General features: G+C 60.6%; 16 protein-coding genes. 11 read left to right on the top strand and 5 right to left on the bottom strand.

Annotation, left to right across the window (positions count from 1 at the left end; all coding sequences use genetic code 11):
- A partial coding sequence (locus WBR57_RS21600; RefSeq protein ID WP_424086445.1) for a DUF1853 family protein occupies positions 1–622 on the bottom strand: 622 nt, incomplete at its 3' end.
- A gap of 146 nt (positions 623–768) precedes the next feature.
- Here WBR57_RS21600 and WBR57_RS21595 point away from each other — a divergent pair.
- From WBR57_RS21595 to zapE, 7 genes are all read left to right on the top strand, one after another.
- Positions 769–1,659: an NAD(+) kinase gene (locus WBR57_RS21595; RefSeq protein ID WP_003217892.1), complete on the top strand. Its 891-nt coding sequence runs from the start codon at positions 769–771 to the stop codon at positions 1,657–1,659.
- The gene (locus tag WBR57_RS21590; RefSeq protein ID WP_424086449.1) at positions 1,656–2,630 is read left to right on the top strand and encodes a metallophosphoesterase; all 975 of its coding nucleotides are present in this window, start codon (positions 1,656–1,658) and stop codon (positions 2,628–2,630) included. The genes WBR57_RS21595 and WBR57_RS21590 overlap by 4 nt, the downstream gene beginning before the upstream one ends.
- Complete coding sequence (locus WBR57_RS21585) at positions 2,627–3,496, top strand: rhomboid family intramembrane serine protease (protein WP_424086443.1); 870 nt, start codon at positions 2,627–2,629, stop codon at positions 3,494–3,496. Before WBR57_RS21590 ends, WBR57_RS21585 begins: the two co-directional genes overlap by 4 nt.
- Before the next feature lie 14 nt (positions 3,497–3,510).
- Positions 3,511–3,771: a YeaC family protein gene (locus tag WBR57_RS21580; RefSeq protein WP_122541572.1), complete on the top strand. Its 261-nt coding sequence runs from the start codon at positions 3,511–3,513 to the stop codon at positions 3,769–3,771.
- Positions 3,768–4,598 carry a DUF2797 domain-containing protein gene (locus WBR57_RS21575; protein WP_424086441.1) on the top strand — a complete coding sequence of 277 codons (831 nt, stop codon included), beginning with the start codon at positions 3,768–3,770 and terminating at the stop codon, positions 4,596–4,598. Before WBR57_RS21580 ends, WBR57_RS21575 begins: the two co-directional genes overlap by 4 nt.
- 13 nt (positions 4,599–4,611) lie before the next feature.
- Entirely contained in the window at positions 4,612–7,269 is a 2,658-nt protein-coding gene (gene pepN, locus WBR57_RS21570; RefSeq protein ID WP_424086440.1) for an aminopeptidase N, read from the top strand.
- 126 nt (positions 7,270–7,395) lie between these two features.
- The gene (gene zapE, locus WBR57_RS21565; protein ID WP_424086437.1) at positions 7,396–8,496 is read left to right on the top strand and encodes a cell division protein ZapE; all 1,101 of its coding nucleotides are present in this window, start codon (positions 7,396–7,398) and stop codon (positions 8,494–8,496) included.
- A 201-nt stretch (positions 8,497–8,697) separates the two neighbouring features.
- Here the strand turns inward: zapE and WBR57_RS21560 are convergent, their stop codons facing one another.
- The 3 genes from WBR57_RS21560 to WBR57_RS21550 all read right to left on the bottom strand — a co-directional run bounded on the left by WBR57_RS21560 (position 8,698) and on the right by WBR57_RS21550 (position 11,175).
- Positions 8,698–8,919, bottom strand: coding sequence for a hypothetical protein (locus WBR57_RS21560; protein ID WP_424086435.1), 222 nt, complete (start codon positions 8,917–8,919; stop codon positions 8,698–8,700).
- A 158-nt stretch (positions 8,920–9,077) separates the two neighbouring features.
- Positions 9,078–10,835 (bottom strand): phosphoethanolamine transferase CptA, encoded by a 1,758-nt coding sequence (locus WBR57_RS21555; protein WP_424086433.1) that lies wholly within the window; start codon positions 10,833–10,835, stop codon positions 9,078–9,080.
- A gap of 160 nt (positions 10,836–10,995) precedes the next feature.
- A complete protein-coding gene (locus WBR57_RS21550) occupies positions 10,996–11,175 on the bottom strand; it encodes a DUF6026 family protein (protein WP_424086431.1) in 180 nt (59 codons plus the stop codon).
- Positions 11,176–11,453: 278 nt separating this feature from the next.
- Between WBR57_RS21550 and gnd the strand changes: the two genes are divergently transcribed.
- The 3 genes from gnd to WBR57_RS21535 are packed head-to-tail and all read left to right on the top strand — an operon-like array spanning position 11,454 to position 14,793.
- The gene (gnd, locus tag WBR57_RS21545; RefSeq protein ID WP_424086429.1) at positions 11,454–12,437 is read left to right on the top strand and encodes a phosphogluconate dehydrogenase (NAD(+)-dependent, decarboxylating); all 984 of its coding nucleotides are present in this window, start codon (positions 11,454–11,456) and stop codon (positions 12,435–12,437) included.
- Positions 12,434–13,957, top strand: coding sequence for a glucose-6-phosphate dehydrogenase (zwf, locus tag WBR57_RS21540; protein ID WP_424086427.1), 1,524 nt, complete (start codon positions 12,434–12,436; stop codon positions 13,955–13,957). The genes gnd and zwf overlap by 4 nt, the downstream gene beginning before the upstream one ends.
- The gene (locus WBR57_RS21535; protein ID WP_424086425.1) at positions 13,954–14,793 is read left to right on the top strand and encodes an HAD family hydrolase; all 840 of its coding nucleotides are present in this window, start codon (positions 13,954–13,956) and stop codon (positions 14,791–14,793) included. The genes zwf and WBR57_RS21535 overlap by 4 nt, the downstream gene beginning before the upstream one ends.
- 49 nt (positions 14,794–14,842) lie before the next feature.
- On the opposite strand, the gene WBR57_RS21530 is transcribed toward WBR57_RS21535, so the two are convergent.
- Positions 14,843–15,103 (bottom strand): hypothetical protein, encoded by a 261-nt coding sequence (locus WBR57_RS21530; protein WP_424086424.1) that lies wholly within the window; start codon positions 15,101–15,103, stop codon positions 14,843–14,845.
- 337 nt (positions 15,104–15,440) lie between these two features.
- On the opposite strand from WBR57_RS21530, the gene WBR57_RS21525 reads away from it, so the two are divergent.
- On the top strand, positions 15,441–16,766 hold the full coding sequence (locus WBR57_RS21525) for a sigma 54-interacting transcriptional regulator (RefSeq protein WP_424086422.1): 1,326 nt from the start codon (positions 15,441–15,443) through the stop codon (positions 16,764–16,766).
- The last annotated feature ends 43 nt before the right edge of the window (positions 16,767–16,809 follow it).

Genomic DNA, 16,809 nt, shown 5'->3' with positions numbered 1-16,809 from the left:
GCCAGGGATAGAGCAAATACCCGCCCAGCCATAAATGCGCATCGAACTGTTGGATATCCAGCGCCGCCAGCACCTCGCGGCTTTCCGGGCGTGCGGAAATCGGCAACTGATGCTCGGCCAGGTGCGCCAGCTTGCGGTCCAGCCGGTCATGGCAGCCGGGGCCGAGCCACTGCGCCGGGTCCTGGCCGTTACCGTCCTGAGGGCCGAGATACAGTTTGATCGCCAGTTCCAGGTGGTGCACGCCCTCGCGGTCGCGCAGCAACATGTCCAGTTCGCCCAGGGTATGCCCGGCGCGGCGGATCGGCAGGTTGGCCGCGAGCAATTCCACGCCCGGCGCGTGCTGTACGGCAAACTGCCACAAGCGTTCGTAGTAGAGGCCCAGGCGACGGGTGCGGGCCAGGCTCAGCCAGTGCTGCAAGGCGCTGCTGTCCTGGTCGAGTGTGCGTAGCCAATGTTCGAGCCGTTCGGGCGCCTGCACCCAATCGCTGCCCGCCAGCGGGTGGCGCTGCGGCCAGGGCGTTTGCGCGAGCATCGGTGGGGCGAGCATCACCCACGCCAAATCGCGCACCTCAGGGTGGCGCAGTTGGCGCGGCAAATTATGCAAGTCAGGGAACACAGTCATGGTCCGAGCATAGCCGTTTAAAGCCTCCGCGGGTGGCTGAGAAGCATTGTCATCAAGGCTTCACGGCGACAAAGGATTTTGCCTGGGGCGGCCTTTCGCCCATAATCGTTTCTTTTTTGCCACACCCCAAATCCCGCAGGAGCCCCATGGAGCAATTTCGCAATATCGGCATAATCGGTCGCCTGGGCAGTACCCAGGTGCTGGACACCGTCCGCCGGCTGAAGAAGTTCCTGCTGGAACGCCACCTGCATGTGATCCTCGAAGACACCATCGCCGAGATCCTTCCTGGCCACGGCCTGCAAACCTCGTCGCGCAAGATGCTCGGCGAAGTCTGCGACATGGTCATCGTGGTCGGCGGCGACGGCAGCCTGCTCGGCGCGGCGCGTGCGCTGGCGCGGCACAACGTGCCGGTGTTGGGGATCAACCGTGGCAGCCTGGGGTTCCTCACCGATATACGCCCGGATGAGCTGGAAGTCGAAGTGGCCAAGGTGCTCGACGGCCATTACCTGGTGGAAAACCGCTTCCTGCTGCAAGCCGAAGTGCGCCGCCACGGTGAAGCCATCGGCCAGGGCGACGCCCTGAATGACGTGGTGCTGCACCCCGGCAAATCCACGCGCATGATCGAGTTCGAGCTGTATATCGACGGCCAATTCGTGTGCAGCCAGAAGGCCGACGGCCTGATCGTCGCCACTCCGACCGGGTCCACGGCCTACGCGCTGTCGGCCGGTGGCCCGATCATGCACCCCAAGCTGGATGCCATTGTGATCGTGCCGATGTACCCCCATATGTTGTCCAGCAGACCGATTGTGGTCGACGGCAACAGTGAGCTGAAAATCGTGGTGTCCAAAGACATGCAGATCTACCCGCAAGTCTCCTGTGACGGGCAGAACCATTTCACCTGCGCCCCCGGTGACACCATCACCGTGAGCAAAAAGGCGCAGAAGTTGCGGTTGATCCACCCGCTGGACCACAACTATTACGAAGTGTGCCGCACCAAGCTGGGCTGGGGCAGCCGCTTGGGGGGCGGAGGCGACTGATGCTCGATCCCGCGCGTAGCTACGACCTGATTGGTGACGTGCACGGTTGCGCCCATACCCTTGAGCACCTGCTCGACCGGCTGGGCTACCACAAGCAGGGCGGCACCTGGCGCCATCCGTCGCGAATGGCGGTGTTCCTCGGCGATATCATCGACCGTGGCCCGCGCATTCGTGAGGCGTTGCATATCGTCCATGACATGACCGAGGCCGGTCAGGCGCTGTGCATCATGGGCAACCACGAGTTCAACGCGCTGGGCTGGAGCACCCCGGCGCCGCCGGGCAGTGGCAAGCAGTTCGTGCGCGAGCACAACCCACGGCATGCGCGGTTGATCCATGAAACCCTGACCCAGTTCGAACACCACCCGGCCGACTGGCATGACTTCCTCGGCTGGTTCTACGACATGCCGCTGTTTGTCGACGCCGGGCGTTTCCGCGTGGTGCATGCGTGCTGGGACGAAGGCTTTATCCAGCCGTTGCGCGCGACCTTCCCGGACGGCTGCATCGACCAGCATTTCCTCCAGGCCGCTGCGGTGCCGGGCAGTTTTGCCTGTAATGCGTTCGACCGCCTGCTGCGCGGCACCGACATGCGCCTGCCGGACGGCCTGACGTTGACCGGCGGCGATGGCCTGACGCGTTCGTTCTTCCGCACCAAGTTCTGGGAAGACGACCCGAAAACCTACGGCGACATTGTGTTCCAGCCCGATGCACTGCCGGAGCCGGTGGCGGCTACGCCATTGTCCTCCACCGAAAAGAATTCGCTGCTGCGCTACGGCGTCGACGAGCCGTTGCTGTTCGTCGGCCACTACTGGCGCAGCGGCAAACCGGCGCCGATCCGCCCGAACCTGGCCTGCCTGGACTACAGCGCGGTGCTCTACGGCAAGCTGGTGGCGTACCGCCTGGACCAGGAAACCCGACTGGATCCGCGTAAATTTGTCTGGGTCGACGTTGAGCGGCCTGAGGTGATTGCATGAGTACCGTAGCTGTATTGCGCTTGCCACTGAGCGTTGACCTGGGCGGTTTCGTCAAACTGCTGCAACGCATGCAAGTGCCCCATCGCGTCAGCGAGGAAGCGGGCGAGCAGGTGTTGTGGGTGCCCGAGACCATCAGCGACGACGTGCGCGTGCTGTACCAGCGCTTTCCCGCCGGTGACCCGGACCAGCAACTGGATATTCCCGAGCAGGCGCCGGTGACCCGCCCGAGCTTTGTCCAGCAAGTGCGGCATAGCCCGGTCACGGCGCTGGTGTTGCTGGCGAGCATGCTTGTCGGCGCGGTGACCTTGCTCGGTGAAAACCTGCAGGCCATGAGTTGGCTGACCTTTTTGCCGTTCCGGGTGATGGGCGAGTACATCCAGTTCACGCCGTTCGCCGACATGCTGGCGTCGGGGCAGTGGTGGCGCCTGGTCACGCCGATGCTGATCCACTTCGGCATCCTGCACCTGGCCATGAATGGCATGTGGTACTGGGAGCTGGGCCGGCGCATCGAAGTGCGCCAGGGCAGCATCAACCTGCTGGGCCTGACCTTGTTGTTCAGCCTGGTTTCCAATTACGCGCAGTACGCCTACGGCGGTCCCGGCCTGTTTGGCGGGTTGTCCGGCGTGTTGTATGGCCTGCTCGGGCATTGCTGGATTTTCCAGTTGTTGTCGCCGAACCCGGCGTATCGCCTGCCTCGCGGGGTGCTGGCGATGATGCTGATATGGCTGGTGCTGTGCATGTCGGGGCTGATCTCGATGATCGGCTTCGGCGAAATCGCCAACGCGGCCCATGTGGGTGGCTTGGTCATCGGTTGCCTGACCGGTTTGCTGGGCGGCGTGTATAACCGCCGCAAATCGCCTATTTGATAAGGAAGAGCCTCATGTCCTCTTTTGCTGAAATGATCGAAAACATCACCCCGGACATCTACGAGAGCCTCAAGCTCGCCGTGGAAATCGGCAAGTGGTCCGATGGCCGCAAGCTCACCGCCGAGCAGCGCGAGCTGTCCCTGCAAGCGGTGATCGCCTGGGAGATCCAGAACCTGCCGGAAGACCAGCGCACCGGCTACATGGGCCCGCAGGAGTGCGCGTCGAAGTCCGAGCCGGTGGCGAACATCCTGTTCAAGTCGGATGCGATCCATTGATTGAAATTTGTCGCGGTGCAGTCAGCAAAATGTCGGCGCAACTCGGTGAGCCGACCGTTCAATACGCGTTTCGCCTGGGCGATGTCGAGGTGCCGGTCAACCCGTTGATCGGCACGCACGTACGCCTGGAGTACCTCGGTGCCATCCATTGCAGCCATTGCGGGCGCAAGACCAAGACCAGCTTCAGCCAGGGTTATTGCTACCCGTGCATGACCAAGCTGGCTCAGTGCGACTTGTGCATCATGAGCCCCGAGCGTTGCCATTACGACGCCGGCACCTGCCGCGATCCGGGCTGGGGCGAGACATTCTGCATGACCGACCACGTGGTCTACCTGGCCAACTCGTCGGGGATCAAGGTCGGCATCACCCGTGCCACTCAACTGCCGACCCGTTGGCTGGACCAGGGTGCCAGCCAGGCGCTGCCGATCATGCGCGTGGCGACCCGCCAGCAGTCCGGTTTCGTCGAAGACCTGTTCCGCAGCCAGGTGGCCGACAAGACCAACTGGCGCGCGCTGCTCAAGGGCGATGCGGTGGCGGTGGACCTGGCCGAGGTGCGCGATGCACTGTTCGCCTCCTGCGCCGAAGGCCTGCTGAGTTTGCAGGAACGCTTTGGCCTACAGGCCATCCAAACGATTGCCGACATTGAGCCGATCGAAATCCGCTACCCGGTCGAGCAGTATCCGACCAAGATCGTCAGCTTCAACCTGGACAAGAACCCGATTGCCGAAGGCACGCTGCTGGGGATCAAGGGCCAATACCTGATCTTCGACACCGGCGTCATCAATATTCGTAAGTACACGGCCTACCAGCTCGCCGTGCATCAGTAGAAGGATGCCACCCATGCGCACCGAACAACCGAAGATGATTTACCTGAAGGACTATCAGGCGCCGGACTACCTGATCGAAGAGACGCACCTGACCTTCGAGTTGTTCGAGGACCACAGCCTGGTCCACGCGCAACTGGTGATGCGCCGCAACCCCGAGCGCGGCGCCGGTTTGCCACCGCTGGTGCTGGATGGCCAGCAGCTTGAGCTGCTGACCGTCAACCTGGGCGACAGGGAACTGACCGAGGCTGACTACCAGCTGACCGACAGCCACCTGATTCTGCACCCGACCAGCGAGACCTTCACGGTCGACACCAGCGTGCGCATTCACCCGGAAACCAACACTGCGCTGGAAGGCCTGTACAAATCCAGCGGCATGTTCTGCACCCAGTGCGAGGCCGAGGGCTTCCGCAAGATTACCTACTACCTCGACCGCCCGGACGTGATGAGCACGTTCACCACCACGGTGATCGCCGAGCAACACAGCTACCCGGTGCTGTTGTCCAACGGCAACCCGATCGCCAGCGGTCCGGGTGAAGACGGGCGTCACTGGGCGACCTGGGAAGACCCGTTCAAGAAGCCGGCCTACCTGTTCGCACTGGTCGCCGGTGATTTGTGGTGCGTTGAAGACAGCTTTACCACCATGACCCAGCGCGAAGTGGCACTGCGCATCTACGTCGAGCCGGAAAACATCGACAAGTGCCAGCACGCGATGACCAGCCTGAAAAAATCCATGCGCTGGGACGAAGAAACCTACGGCCGCGAGTACGACCTCGACATCTTCATGATCGTGGCGGTGAACGACTTCAACATGGGCGCCATGGAGAACAAGGGCCTCAATATCTTCAACTCCAGTGCCGTGCTGGCCCGCGCCGAAACCGCCACCGACGCCGCGCACCAGCGGGTCGAGGCGATCGTTGCCCACGAATACTTCCACAACTGGTCGGGCAACCGCGTGACCTGTCGTGACTGGTTCCAGCTGTCGCTGAAAGAAGGCTTCACTGTGTTCCGGGATGGTGGCTTTTCGGCCGACATGAACTCGGCCACGGTCAAGCGTATCCAGGACGTGGCGTACCTGCGCACCCACCAGTTCGCCGAAGACGCCGGCCCGATGGCCCATGCCGTGCGCCCGGACAGCTTTATTGAAATCTCCAACTTTTACACCCTGACCGTGTACGAAAAGGGCTCGGAAGTGGTCGGCATGATCCACACCTTGCTCGGCGCTGAAGGCTTCCGTAAAGGCAGCGACCTGTACTTCGAACGCCACGACGGCCAGGCCGTGACCTGCGACGATTTCATCAAGGCCATGGAAGACGCGAATGGTGCTGACCTGAGCCAGTTCAAACGCTGGTACAGCCAGGCCGGTACGCCACGCCTGGCGGTGAGCGAGTCCTACGACGCCGCGGCTAAAACCTACAGCCTGACCTTCCGCCAGAGCTGCCCGGAAACCCCGGATAAAGTTGAAAAACTGCCGTTCGTGATCCCTGTGGAATTGGGCCTGTTGGACGGGCAGGGCGCCGGCATTCCCCTGCGCCTGACCGGTGAGGCCGCTGCGGGCGCCACCTCCCGCGTGATTTCGGTGACCGAAGCCGAGCAGACCTTCACCTTCGTCGATATCGCCGAACAGCCGTTGCCGTCCTTGCTGCGCGGCTTCTCGGCGCCGGTGAAACTGAGCTTCCCGTACAACCGTGATCAGCTGATGTTCCTGATGCAGCACGACAGCGACGGCTTCAATCGCTGGGATGCCGGCCAGCAACTGTCGGTGCAGGTGTTGCAGGAACTGATCGGCCAGCACCAGGCCGGCCAGCCGCTGAAGCTGGATCAACGCCTGATCACTGCGCTGCGCAGTGTGTTGAGCGATGAACGCCTGGACCAGGCCATGGTTGCAGAAATGCTCTCGCTGCCGGGCGAAGCCTATCTGACGGAAATCAGCGAAGTGGCGGACGTGGATGCCATCCACGCTGCCCGCGAGTTTGCGCGCAAGCAACTGGCCGACAACCTGCACGAGGAGCTGTGGCTGCGTTACCAGGCCAATCGCCAACTGTCCAAGCAGACGCCTTATGTGGCGGCGGCCGAGCACTTTGCCCGGCGTGCATTGCAGAACATTGCGCTGTCGTACCTGATGCTCAGCGGCAAGCCTGAAGTGCTGGCGGCGACGCTGGAGCAGTTCGACACCAGCGACAACATGACCGAGCGCCTGACCGCGCTGGCGGTGCTGGTGAACTCGCCGTTCGAAGCGGAAAAGGCCCAGGCGCTGGCGGTGTTTGCCGAGAACTTCAAGGACAACCCGCTGGTCATGGACCAGTGGTTCAGCGTGCAGGCCGGCAGCACTTTGCCGGGCGGGCTGGCGCGGGTCCAGGCATTGATGGAGCACCCGGCGTTCACACTGAAGAACCCGAACAAGGTTCGCGCACTGATCGGCGCATTTGCCGGGCAGAACCTGATCAACTTCCACGCCGCCGATGGCTCGGGCTATCGCTTCCTGGCGGACCTGGTGATCCAGCTGAATGCCTTCAACCCGCAAATCGCCTCGCGCCAGTTGGCGCCACTGACGCGCTGGCGTAAATACGACAGCGCGCGCCAGGCGCTGATGAAAGCCGAGCTGGAGCGCATTCGTGCCTCCGGCGAGCTGTCCAGTGATGTGTTCGAGGTAGTCAGCAAGAGCCTTGCGTAAAAACTGAGCGAATAAGAAAACGGCCTGTTCAGGCCGTTTTTTTTGCTTCAGATGACTGGCGGTGAAGTGTCCGAGCCGAGCGCAGCTTTTTTGCGGCTGATGTTTTCTGGCGTCATACTGGCGCGCATGACTTTCGACTCGCCCCTCAGCGCCTACCAACACGCCATCGCCCAACAGGGTTTTGTGGCCGACGACGCCCAGCGCCGAGCGGTGGACGCCCTGCAGGCCTGCCATGCGGCCCTGCATCAAGCGCATTCGCCAGCCAGCGGCGTCTACCTCTGGGGGCCGGTGGGGCGTGGCAAGACCTGGCTGATGGACCAGTTCTACCAAAGCCTGCGGGTGCCCGCGCGGCGTCAGCATTTTCACCACTTCATGGGCTGGGTGCATCAGCGCCTGTTCCAACTCACCGGTACTCCCGACCCCTTGCAAGCCCTGGCAAGGGAGCTTGGCGCTGACGTGCGGGTGCTGTGTTTCGACGAGTTGTTCGTGAATGATATTGGCGATGCGATCATCCTGGGTCGGTTGTTTCAGGTGATGTTCGAGGAGGGCGTGGTGATGGTCTGCACCTCCAACCATCCGCCTGAGCAGTTGTACGCCGATGGTTTCAACCGCGAGCGTTTTTTGCCGGGCATTGCGGCGATCAAGCAGCATATGCAGGTGCTGGCGGTTGATGGCAGTGAGGACCATCGCTTGCACCCAGGTGATGGCGTGCAGCGCTATTGGGTGAAGCAGCCCGATGCGCTGGCGAACGTGTTCAAGCAACTGGCCGAAGGGCCGGTCCGCAGTGGCACAGTGGATGTCGGGCATCGACGTATCGTGGTCATGCAGTCCAGTGACAACCTGCTGTGGTGCCGTTATGCCGAGCTGTGCGAGCAGCCCTTGGCGGCGATGGATTTCATGCTGTTGTGTGATCGCTACCAGGCCATCCTGCTGAGCGAGGTGCCGAACCTCAGTGCGCAAACACGCCCCGGGCGGATTGCCCGTGGCACCGAAGACGGTGCCGAGCGTGTGGTGGCGGGGGATCGCGAATTACCGCAGCTGTCGGTACACGATGACAGCGTGCGCCGGTTTATCGCCCTGGTGGACGAGTGCTACGACCGTAAGGTGCCGCTGTATATTGAAGCCGAGGTGCCGCTGGAGCATCTGTATACCAAGGGCTATCTGGGGTTTCCCTTCCGTCGCACCCTGAGCCGGCTGCAGGAAATGCAAAGGCGACGGTTTGGCTGAGGCCTGCACGGCGGTGCCGGAAGGCAATGCCGTGGCAGTGGAAGTTCGGTTTTAATCGTTAGAAGTTTGACTTTTGGTTCGCGTGTCTATTGTTTTTGATTAAGTAAATTCAATAAATGACAGACACAAAAAAGGCGCCATTAAATGGCGCCAAGTTAACCTTGGCATAGGAGCGGAATAGCCAAGGGTATGACAGGCGTATCAGCTGTTCGGTTGTTCCTCAGCGGTGGTTTGTTTAACCTCGGCCTTTTTCATATCTTTACCGTCAGCGGCGGCAATGCGGTCCTTAGTGCCGTGGATCTGGCTCTGCGATACGGTGAAATGCTTGTAGAACTCCTTTGAACGCTCGGAACCGCCCTCTGCAAAAGCGGCGGCGGAGGTCAGGGTCATCAGGCTGGCAAGTAGTACGGTAGAGAGTTTCATAGCAGTATTCCCATTAAGAGTGATCGGTATCCAGTCGCTCCGTGATCAGATAATGGCGCGACTATGAATCGATCTTATTAAGTGGGAATTAACGCAACGCTGATCGAAAGTTAACGAACTTGTTAACTGTTGATCAGCGCCTAATCATGAACACGCTATTACTGAGCCGGGTGCTCTTGGAGCACGACATCCGTCGGGTTGACCTTTTTCGGCTTGATCAGGCTGAAGTCGATCAAGGCCTTCTGCTCGCGCGCGTAGGGGTTACCGATCATTAACGGGCGCGGCTTGAAGCTATCGCTTACCAGGCTTCTGCTGCGGTCCAGTTCGTTGAAGCTCAGCCCGGCCAGGTCTGCCCAGGTGTGAATCAATTGCGAACTGCTGTAGGGCCGTTGCAAGTCACCGGCGAAGCTCCATTCATGTGTTTCGCGCCATTTCGGCGAGGCATAGGCTATGAAGGGAATGGTGTACATCGGCGCGGTCGGTTTGCCTTCGTTGCGTCCCAGGGTGGTGTGGCCGGCCGAGTCGAATACGTCCTCACCATGGTCCGACAGGTACAACAGGAAGCCGTTGGGGTCGGTCTTGGCGTAGTCCTTGATCAGGCTCGACACCACGAAGTCGTTGTACAGCACCGCATTGTCGTAGCTGTTGTAGGTGGGCAACTGATCGTCGCTCACGCCTGCCGGTACGCCCTGGCGGTCGGTGAATTTGTCGAACGTCGGCGGGTAGCGGTACTGATAGCTCATGTGGGTACCGAGCAGGTGCACCACGATAAATTTGCGTGCGGCCGGGTCGGCCAGGGCCTTGGAAAACGGCTCAAGCACATCGCCGTCGTATTGGCGGGCGTTCTGGTTGCGGTTGTTGTTCAGGTACACCTGTTCGTCGGCCTGTTCGGAAAAGGTCGTGAGCATGGTGTTGCGCTTGGTCATGGTCTGCTGGTTGGTGATCCAGTAGGTCTTGTAGCCGGCCTGTTTCATCACGCTGACGATCGACGGGGTTTTCAGGTACAGGTCCGGGTTTTCCTCGTCGGCGAACGTCAGCACCTGTTGCAGCGCCTCAATCGTATAGGGGCGCGGGGTGATGACGTTGTCGAACACCGCCAGTTGGTCGCGCAGCTTGTCCAGCTCGGGCGTGGTGTTGCGCGGGTAGCCATAGAGGCTCATGCGCTGGCGGTTGGTGGACTCACCGATCACCAGCACCAGGGTCGAGGGCTGGCCGGCCATGCTGTCCTTGAGATTGGTCAACGGCGGGATTTTGCTCGCGCTGTCGAGCATGCCCTGCATGCTGTCCAATTGCTCGGTGTAACGGCGGTAGGCAACGATCATCTGCCATGGCACGGCGGGTTCGATGCGCGATTCAAAGCGGTCGATGGCAGAGTCCAGGGTGTCGCTGCGGGCAATCTGCTTGACCAGCGGATAGCCGATAACGGCGACCAGTATCGCGGTCGCCGCCAGCACTGCCTGGCCGCGCGGCAAATACACCGGGCGTACTCGCGTCCACAGGAAAACCGCCATAGCGGTGTGGGCGATAAATGCCAGCACGATCCACCAGGCGAAATACTGGGTGGCGTACTCGCCGGCTTCAGAGATGTTCGACTCGAACATGATGAAGATGACGCTCTGGGAAAATTCCTGCTGATAGATGAAGAAATAACCCAGGCTGGCCATGGAACAGGCCCACAGCACCACGCCGATCAGGGCGGCGAGCAAACGTGTACGGCGCGGGAATATCAGCAGGGGCGCAAGCCAGATCGCGCTCATGAAGAAGGCTTGGCGGAAGCCGCTGAAGCCAGAGGTGCCGCTGAGTTGAATCAGCAGTTGGGTAATACCCGAGAAATACCAGAAAAACAGGAACAGCCAACCAAGACCGGCCCAATCAAAGCCTTCCGCAGACTTAGTGCTGCGTTTGAACATTGCCATCCAGCGCTCCAACCCGATCACTCTTCAGTCGACGCGCAGGGCTGCGCGCAACAGAGGCCACCCTTGCATGGGGTGGCCCTTCGGGCGGGAGTATCGGGAGGGGCGTGTGAAAACTTTGTGAGATATTTGTAGCGGTTATCTTACAAAGCCATAAACAGATTTAGCACAGCGCAGGTTGCGCCCCGGCAGGCTGGTCGAGCTGGGCTTGGATGATATGGGCACGCAGGCGCATGACTTCCTGCTGCAAGTGGTCGCGCTCGTCTTTCAACTGGCGCAACTCATCGCGACGCAGAGTGACGTAGAGGGTCTGTGGCGGACGGGTCATGTGTGCAGTGCTCATTGCTTACCTCGCAAATAGCCGGTGTGTCGCGGTGTGCCAGAACGCTTGAGTCGAGGTTCTCGGCAGCAGTCGGGGCAATTCTGAATTCTTTTTGCGGGCAATGGAACTTTTTTATTTTTGACGGTCGTGTGACTTTTTGTACTGTGATGCTGAAATGATGGCAGTTTTTTGTCATGAAACTACACAGATATGCTCTGGACTAACCCTCATTAGCCGCATTGCGCTATAAACTATGTCACACATTTTTTTAGCATTTTTAGTAGTAGGAGCATCAGCACATGCAACTGGGGATTATCGGACTAGGCCGCATGGGCGGGAATATTGCACGGCGCCTGATGCTCAATGGGCATTCCACCGTTGTTTACGACCGTAACGAAGCATTTGTCAAAGGCTTGAGCGAGGAGGGCGCCACGGGCGTCGCCGACTTGAAAGCCCTGGTTGCCGGGCTGCAGAAGCCTCGCGCCGTCTGGGTCATGTTGCCGGCTGGCGACCCGACCGAAAACACCATCAATGAACTCAGCGAGCTGCTGGAAAGCGGCGATGTGATCATCGACGGCGGCAACACCAACTATAAGGATGACGTTCGTCGCGGCAAGGCCCTGGCGGAAAAAGGCCTGCACTATGTCGACGTCGGCACCTCCGGCGGCGTCTGGGGCCTGGAGCGCGGCTATTGCATGATGATCGGTGGCGACGTCGAGACCGTGCAGCGCCTTGACCCGATCTTCGCCAGCCTGGCACCGGGCCTGGGTAACATTCCGCGCACCAAGGACCGTTCCGCCAGCGCAGATACCCGAGCCGAACACGGCTACATCCATGCGGGGCCGGCGGGTTCCGGGCATTTCGTCAAGATGATTCACAACGGCATCGAATACGGGATGATGCAGGCGTTCGCCGAAGGTTTTGACATTCTCAAGACCAAGAACTCGGAAAACCTGCCCGAAGACCAGCGCTTTGACCTGAACGTGGCCGATATCGCCGAAGTCTGGCGCCGTGGCAGCGTGGTCTCGTCCTGGCTGCTGGACCTGACCGCCGATGCCTTGGCGACCGACCCTAAGCTCGACGGTTACTCCGGTTCCGTGGCCGACAGCGGTGAAGGCCGCTGGACCATCGAAGCGGCCATGGAACAAGCCGTACCGGTGCCCGTACTGTCCACCTCGTTGTTTGCGCGCTTCCGCTCGCGCCAGCAGAGCACTTACGGTGACAAGATGCTGTCTGCCATGCGCTTCGGCTTTGGCGGCCACGTGGAGACTTCCAAAAAATGACCGCCAACGGCAAGAAACCCAAGGCCGAACCCGCTCCACCTACCACACTGTTTCTGTTTGGCGCCCATGGCGACCTGGTCAAGCGCCTGCTGATGCCGGCGCTGTACAACCTCAGCCGTGACGGGCTGCTGGGCGACGGCTTGCGCATCGTCGGCGTGGATCACAATGCGATCAGCGACGCCGACTTCGCCAAGAAACTCGAGGATTTCATTCGCACCGAAGCGGCGAGCAAGGTCAAGGGCAATGGCGACAACGCCCTTGACCCGGACTTGTGGGCGCAATTGGCCAAGGGCATCAGTTATGTCGAGGGCGACTTCCTTGACGACAGCACCTACGCCGACATCGCCAGGAAAATCACCGACAGCGGCACCGGCAATGCGGTGTTCTACCTCGCCACGGCGCCGCGCTTCTTCAGCGACGTGGTGCAGCGCCTGGGCAGTGCCGGCCTGTTGGCGGAGACCGATGACGCGTTCCGCCGCGTGGTGATCGAGAAGCCCTTCGGCTCCGACCTGGCTACCGCCGAAGCACTGAACGCCAGCCTGCTCAAGGTGATGAGCGAGAAGCAGATCTATCGCATCGATCATTACCTGGGCAAGGAAACGGTACAGAACATTCTGATCAGCCGGTTCTCCAACGTGCTGTTTGAAGCGTTCTGGAATAACCATTACATCGACCACGTGCAAATTACCGCCGCCGAAACCGTCGGCGTCGAGACGCGGGGTAATTTTTTCGAAAAAACCGGCACCTTGCGCGACATGGTGCCCAACCACCTGTTCCAGTTGCTGGCGATGGTCGCTATGGAACCGCCGGCGGCGTTTGGCGCCGATGCGGTGCGCGGCGAAAAGGCCAAGGTGGTCGGGGCCATTCGCCCCTGGTCGTTGGAAGATGCCCGGGCCAACTCGGTCCGTGGCCAATACACCGCCGGTGAAATTGGCGGCAAGCGGCTTCCGGGTTACCGCGAGGAAGCGAATGTCGCGCCTGACAGCAGTACCGAAACCTTTGTCGCCCTCAAGGTGATGATCGACAACTGGCGCTGGGTTGGCGTGCCGTTCTACCTGCGTACCGGCAAGCGCATGAGCATTCGCGATACCGAAATCGTGATCTGTTTCAAGCACGCGCCCTATGCGCAGTTCCGCGACACCGAAGTGGATGAGCTCAAGCCCACCTACCTGAAAATCCAGATCCAGCCCAACGAGGGCATGTGGTTCGATCTGCTGGCGAAAAAACCTGGGCCGACCTTGGAGATGGCCAATATCGAGCTGGGTTTCGACTACAAGGACTTCTTCGAAATGCAGCCGTCAACCGGGTATGAAACCCTGATCTACGACTGCATGACCGGTGACCAGACCCTGTTTCAGCGCGCGGACAACATCGAAAATGGCTGGCGTGCGGTGCAGCCATTCCTCGATGCCTGGAAGCAGGACGACGGGATCCAGGCCTACAAGGCCGGTGAAGACGGCCCGGCAGCCGCCGACGCCTTGCTGGCCCGCGATGGCCGTACCTGGCACAGCCTCGGATGAGTGACGCAGCGATTCATCCCATCCGTTTTATCCTCAGCGACGTGGACGGCACGTTGCTGCACCCGGACCACAGCCTGAGCCAGCGTACCGCCGATGCGGTTCGCGCCTTGCGCGATGCCGGGGTGTTTTTCAGCCTGGCCAGCGGGCGTCCGCCCAAGGCCATGCGGCACTTGATCGAGACATTCGGGATTGACGTGCCGGTGGCCGGTTTCAATGGCGGTACGCTGGTCAACCCGGATGGCAGCATCCTGGTTGCCCATCATCTGCCGGCGGAAGCGGCGCTGGTGACTCTGGCGCTGTTTTCCGCAGAGCCGGACGTAGAAGTGTGGGTGTTTGCCGATGGCGATTGGCTGCGTCGTGACCCGCCCGGGCCGATGCAACAACGCGAAGCCGATGGCCTGGGTTACGGGCCGGTGGTGGTGGAGAGTTTTGAGCCGTACCTCGACCGGGTCGACAAGATCGTCGCTGCCAGCAACAACACGCAGTTGCTGGTGGAGCTCGAAGCGCAGTTGCAGCCAAAAGTGCAGGGGCTGGCCCAAGTCTCACGTTCGCAGCCGGTGTACCTGGATGTGACGGCAATGCTCGCCAACAAGGGCGAAGCCTTGAAGACGTTGGCTGAGCATCTTGGGGTGCCGATTGAGCAGACGGCGGCGATTGGCGATGGTGGCAATGACCCGGCGATGTTTCAGGTGGCGGGTTTATCGATTGCCATGGGGCAGGCGGAAGAGACCGTCAAGCGCCAGGCCACTGTAGTGACCGGCAGCAATGTCGACGACGGAGCCGCCGAGGCCATCGAACGGTTTATTCTGTCGGCGCAATCAACGCCGTTGCTCTAATACTTAACTTGCGCCGATTAATCCAATCGGCGCAAGTTGCAGTATCGAATTACTTGGGCATCGCCCAAGACAGCAACTGGTGGCCATCTTTATCGAGTTCGGCGCGGGCCTGCAACAGCAGGTTTTCCAGCTGTGCCGGGTCGGTGTAGGCGCTCGACGACAGTTGTTTGCGGCCAATGCGGGTATTGGTGCGGTCAATCACGCTGAGGCTGAGGGCGCCATTGCCATCGTGCCAGGCCACGCACTGAAAGGGCTGGAAAGCACGGTCTGCAATCAAAAGAGCTTCGTTGATGCGCAGCGGAGCGTTCATGTAGGTGTTCTCTCTCATTGCCCATTCAAGTGAGTACCGTTGGTTGGGCTGGCCATACGGTGGAGTTACTTGTACTGATGCGCGATGACCGGGTACGGGTCACATGTTAGAGCGAGAAATTTTAACTTTCCCTGATTAACGTCATGTAAGCAGCTGTTTTGAAAGCTGAATGAACGTCTCTGCGATCTGCAACTCTTTTGCCGTAAATACGCAGAAGTGGCTTTTTGCCCGCGCTTATAGCGAAACGGTACAAGCCCAGCGTCAAGACCTTGCTAGTGTAAGCGCCAGGCGTCACAAACCATTGTTTCATAATAACTTTTGACGCCAAGGAATAGTCATGATTGTGACGCCCGTACAGCGCCGCTTGTTGGTGGTCGATCCCTGCGACGACTGCCACGGGCTATTGCCCGGCTTGCGCACTGCCGGGTGGGAAGTGGACAGCTGCGCCCTGGAAGCCGTCGGGGATCGGACCTGCGACGTGGGTTTGTTGCGCTTACAGCCCTATCACCTGGAACGCCCCGAGGCGGTCAAAGAGCTGATCAGCCGCAGTGGCACCGAGTGGATCGCGGTGCTCAGCCAGGATGTGCTGCGCCTGCAAAATGTCGGCGACTTTGTGTGTGAATGGTTCTTCGATTTCCACACCTTACCCTTCGACGTCGCCCGCGTGCAGGTAACGCTGGGCCGTGCCTTTGGCATGGCGCGCCTGCGGGGCAAGGGCCACACGCAGGTCGATGAGCCCGAGCATGAATTGCTGGGTGACAGCCGGCCGATACGCGAACTGCGCAAATTGTTATCCAAGTTGGCGCCGACCGAATCCCCGGTATTGATTCGCGGCGACAGCGGCACCGGCAAAGAGTTGGTGGCCAAGACTCTGCATCGCCAGTCGCAGCGCCATGCCAAGCCGTTTGTGGCGATCAACTGCGGGGCGATCCCGGAGCACTTGATCCAGTCCGAGCTGTTTGGCCATGAAAAGGGCGCGTTTACCGGTGCCCATCAGCGCAAGGTCGGACGGATCGAGGCGGCCAACGGCGGCACGCTGTTCCTCGATGAGATCGGCGACTTGCCAATGGAGCTGCAGGCCAATCTGTTGCGGTTTCTTCAGGAAAAACAGATCGAGCGGGTCGGCGGCAGCCAGCCGATTCCCGTGGACGTGCGGGTACTTGCCGCAACCCACGTCGACCTGGAGGCCGCGGTGGAGAAGGGCACCTTCCGCGAAGACTTGTATTACCGGCTGAATGTGCTGCAAGTGGTGACCGCGCCCTTGCGCGAACGTCACGGAGACGTGGCGATGCTCGCCAACCACTTTTCCCGTTTCTACAGCCAGGAAACCGGCCGACGCCCGCGCAGCTTCAGCGAAGACGCCTTGGTCGCGATGGGGCAGCATCCCTGGCCGGGCAACGTGCGCGAGCTGGCCAACCGCGTGCGACGTGGCCTGGTGCTTGCCGAAGGACGGCAGATCGAGGCCGTTGATCTGGGGCTGGAAGGCGAACAGGCAATTTCATTACCGATGGCTACACTGGAAGACTACAAGCACCGCGCCGAACGTCAGGCGCTGTGCGATGTGCTCAACCGGCACAGCGACAACCTGAGTGTCGCGGCCCGTGTGCTTGGGGTTTCCCGGCCCACGTTCTACCGGTTATTGCACAAACACCAGATCCGCTAGGGCGGGTAAACCGAAAAGCCCCGCAACGACCCTTATCGTTGCG

Source organism: Pseudomonas sp. (genome assembly GCF_049590575.1).
GTDB lineage: Bacteria > Pseudomonadota > Gammaproteobacteria > Pseudomonadales > Pseudomonadaceae > Aquipseudomonas.
Note: the sequence above shows the minus strand (reverse complement) of the source record. Positions and strands in the feature narration are given on the sequence as shown.

Coding starts and splice junctions, on each gene's coding strand:
- zapE (WP_424086437.1), top strand. CDS start 7,396: ATGACTTTCGACTCGCCCCTCAGCGCCTACCAACACGCCATCGCCCAA.
- gnd (WP_424086429.1), top strand. CDS start 11,454: ATGCAACTGGGGATTATCGGACTAGGCCGCATGGGCGGGAATATTGCA.
- WBR57_RS21560 (WP_424086435.1), bottom strand. CDS start 8,919: ATGAAACTCTCTACCGTACTACTTGCCAGCCTGATGACCCTGACCTCC.
- WBR57_RS21535 (WP_424086425.1), top strand. CDS start 13,954: ATGAGTGACGCAGCGATTCATCCCATCCGTTTTATCCTCAGCGACGTG.
- WBR57_RS21595 (WP_003217892.1), top strand. CDS start 769: ATGGAGCAATTTCGCAATATCGGCATAATCGGTCGCCTGGGCAGTACC.
- WBR57_RS21555 (WP_424086433.1), bottom strand. CDS start 10,835: ATGGCAATGTTCAAACGCAGCACTAAGTCTGCGGAAGGCTTTGATTGG.
- WBR57_RS21525 (WP_424086422.1), top strand. CDS start 15,441: ATGATTGTGACGCCCGTACAGCGCCGCTTGTTGGTGGTCGATCCCTGC.
- pepN (WP_424086440.1), top strand. CDS start 4,612: ATGCGCACCGAACAACCGAAGATGATTTACCTGAAGGACTATCAGGCG.
- WBR57_RS21580 (WP_122541572.1), top strand. CDS start 3,511: ATGTCCTCTTTTGCTGAAATGATCGAAAACATCACCCCGGACATCTAC.
- WBR57_RS21585 (WP_424086443.1), top strand. CDS start 2,627: ATGAGTACCGTAGCTGTATTGCGCTTGCCACTGAGCGTTGACCTGGGC.
- WBR57_RS21530 (WP_424086424.1), bottom strand. CDS start 15,103: ATGAACGCTCCGCTGCGCATCAACGAAGCTCTTTTGATTGCAGACCGT.
- zwf (WP_424086427.1), top strand. CDS start 12,434: ATGACCGCCAACGGCAAGAAACCCAAGGCCGAACCCGCTCCACCTACC.
- WBR57_RS21550 (WP_424086431.1), bottom strand. CDS start 11,175: ATGAGCACTGCACACATGACCCGTCCGCCACAGACCCTCTACGTCACT.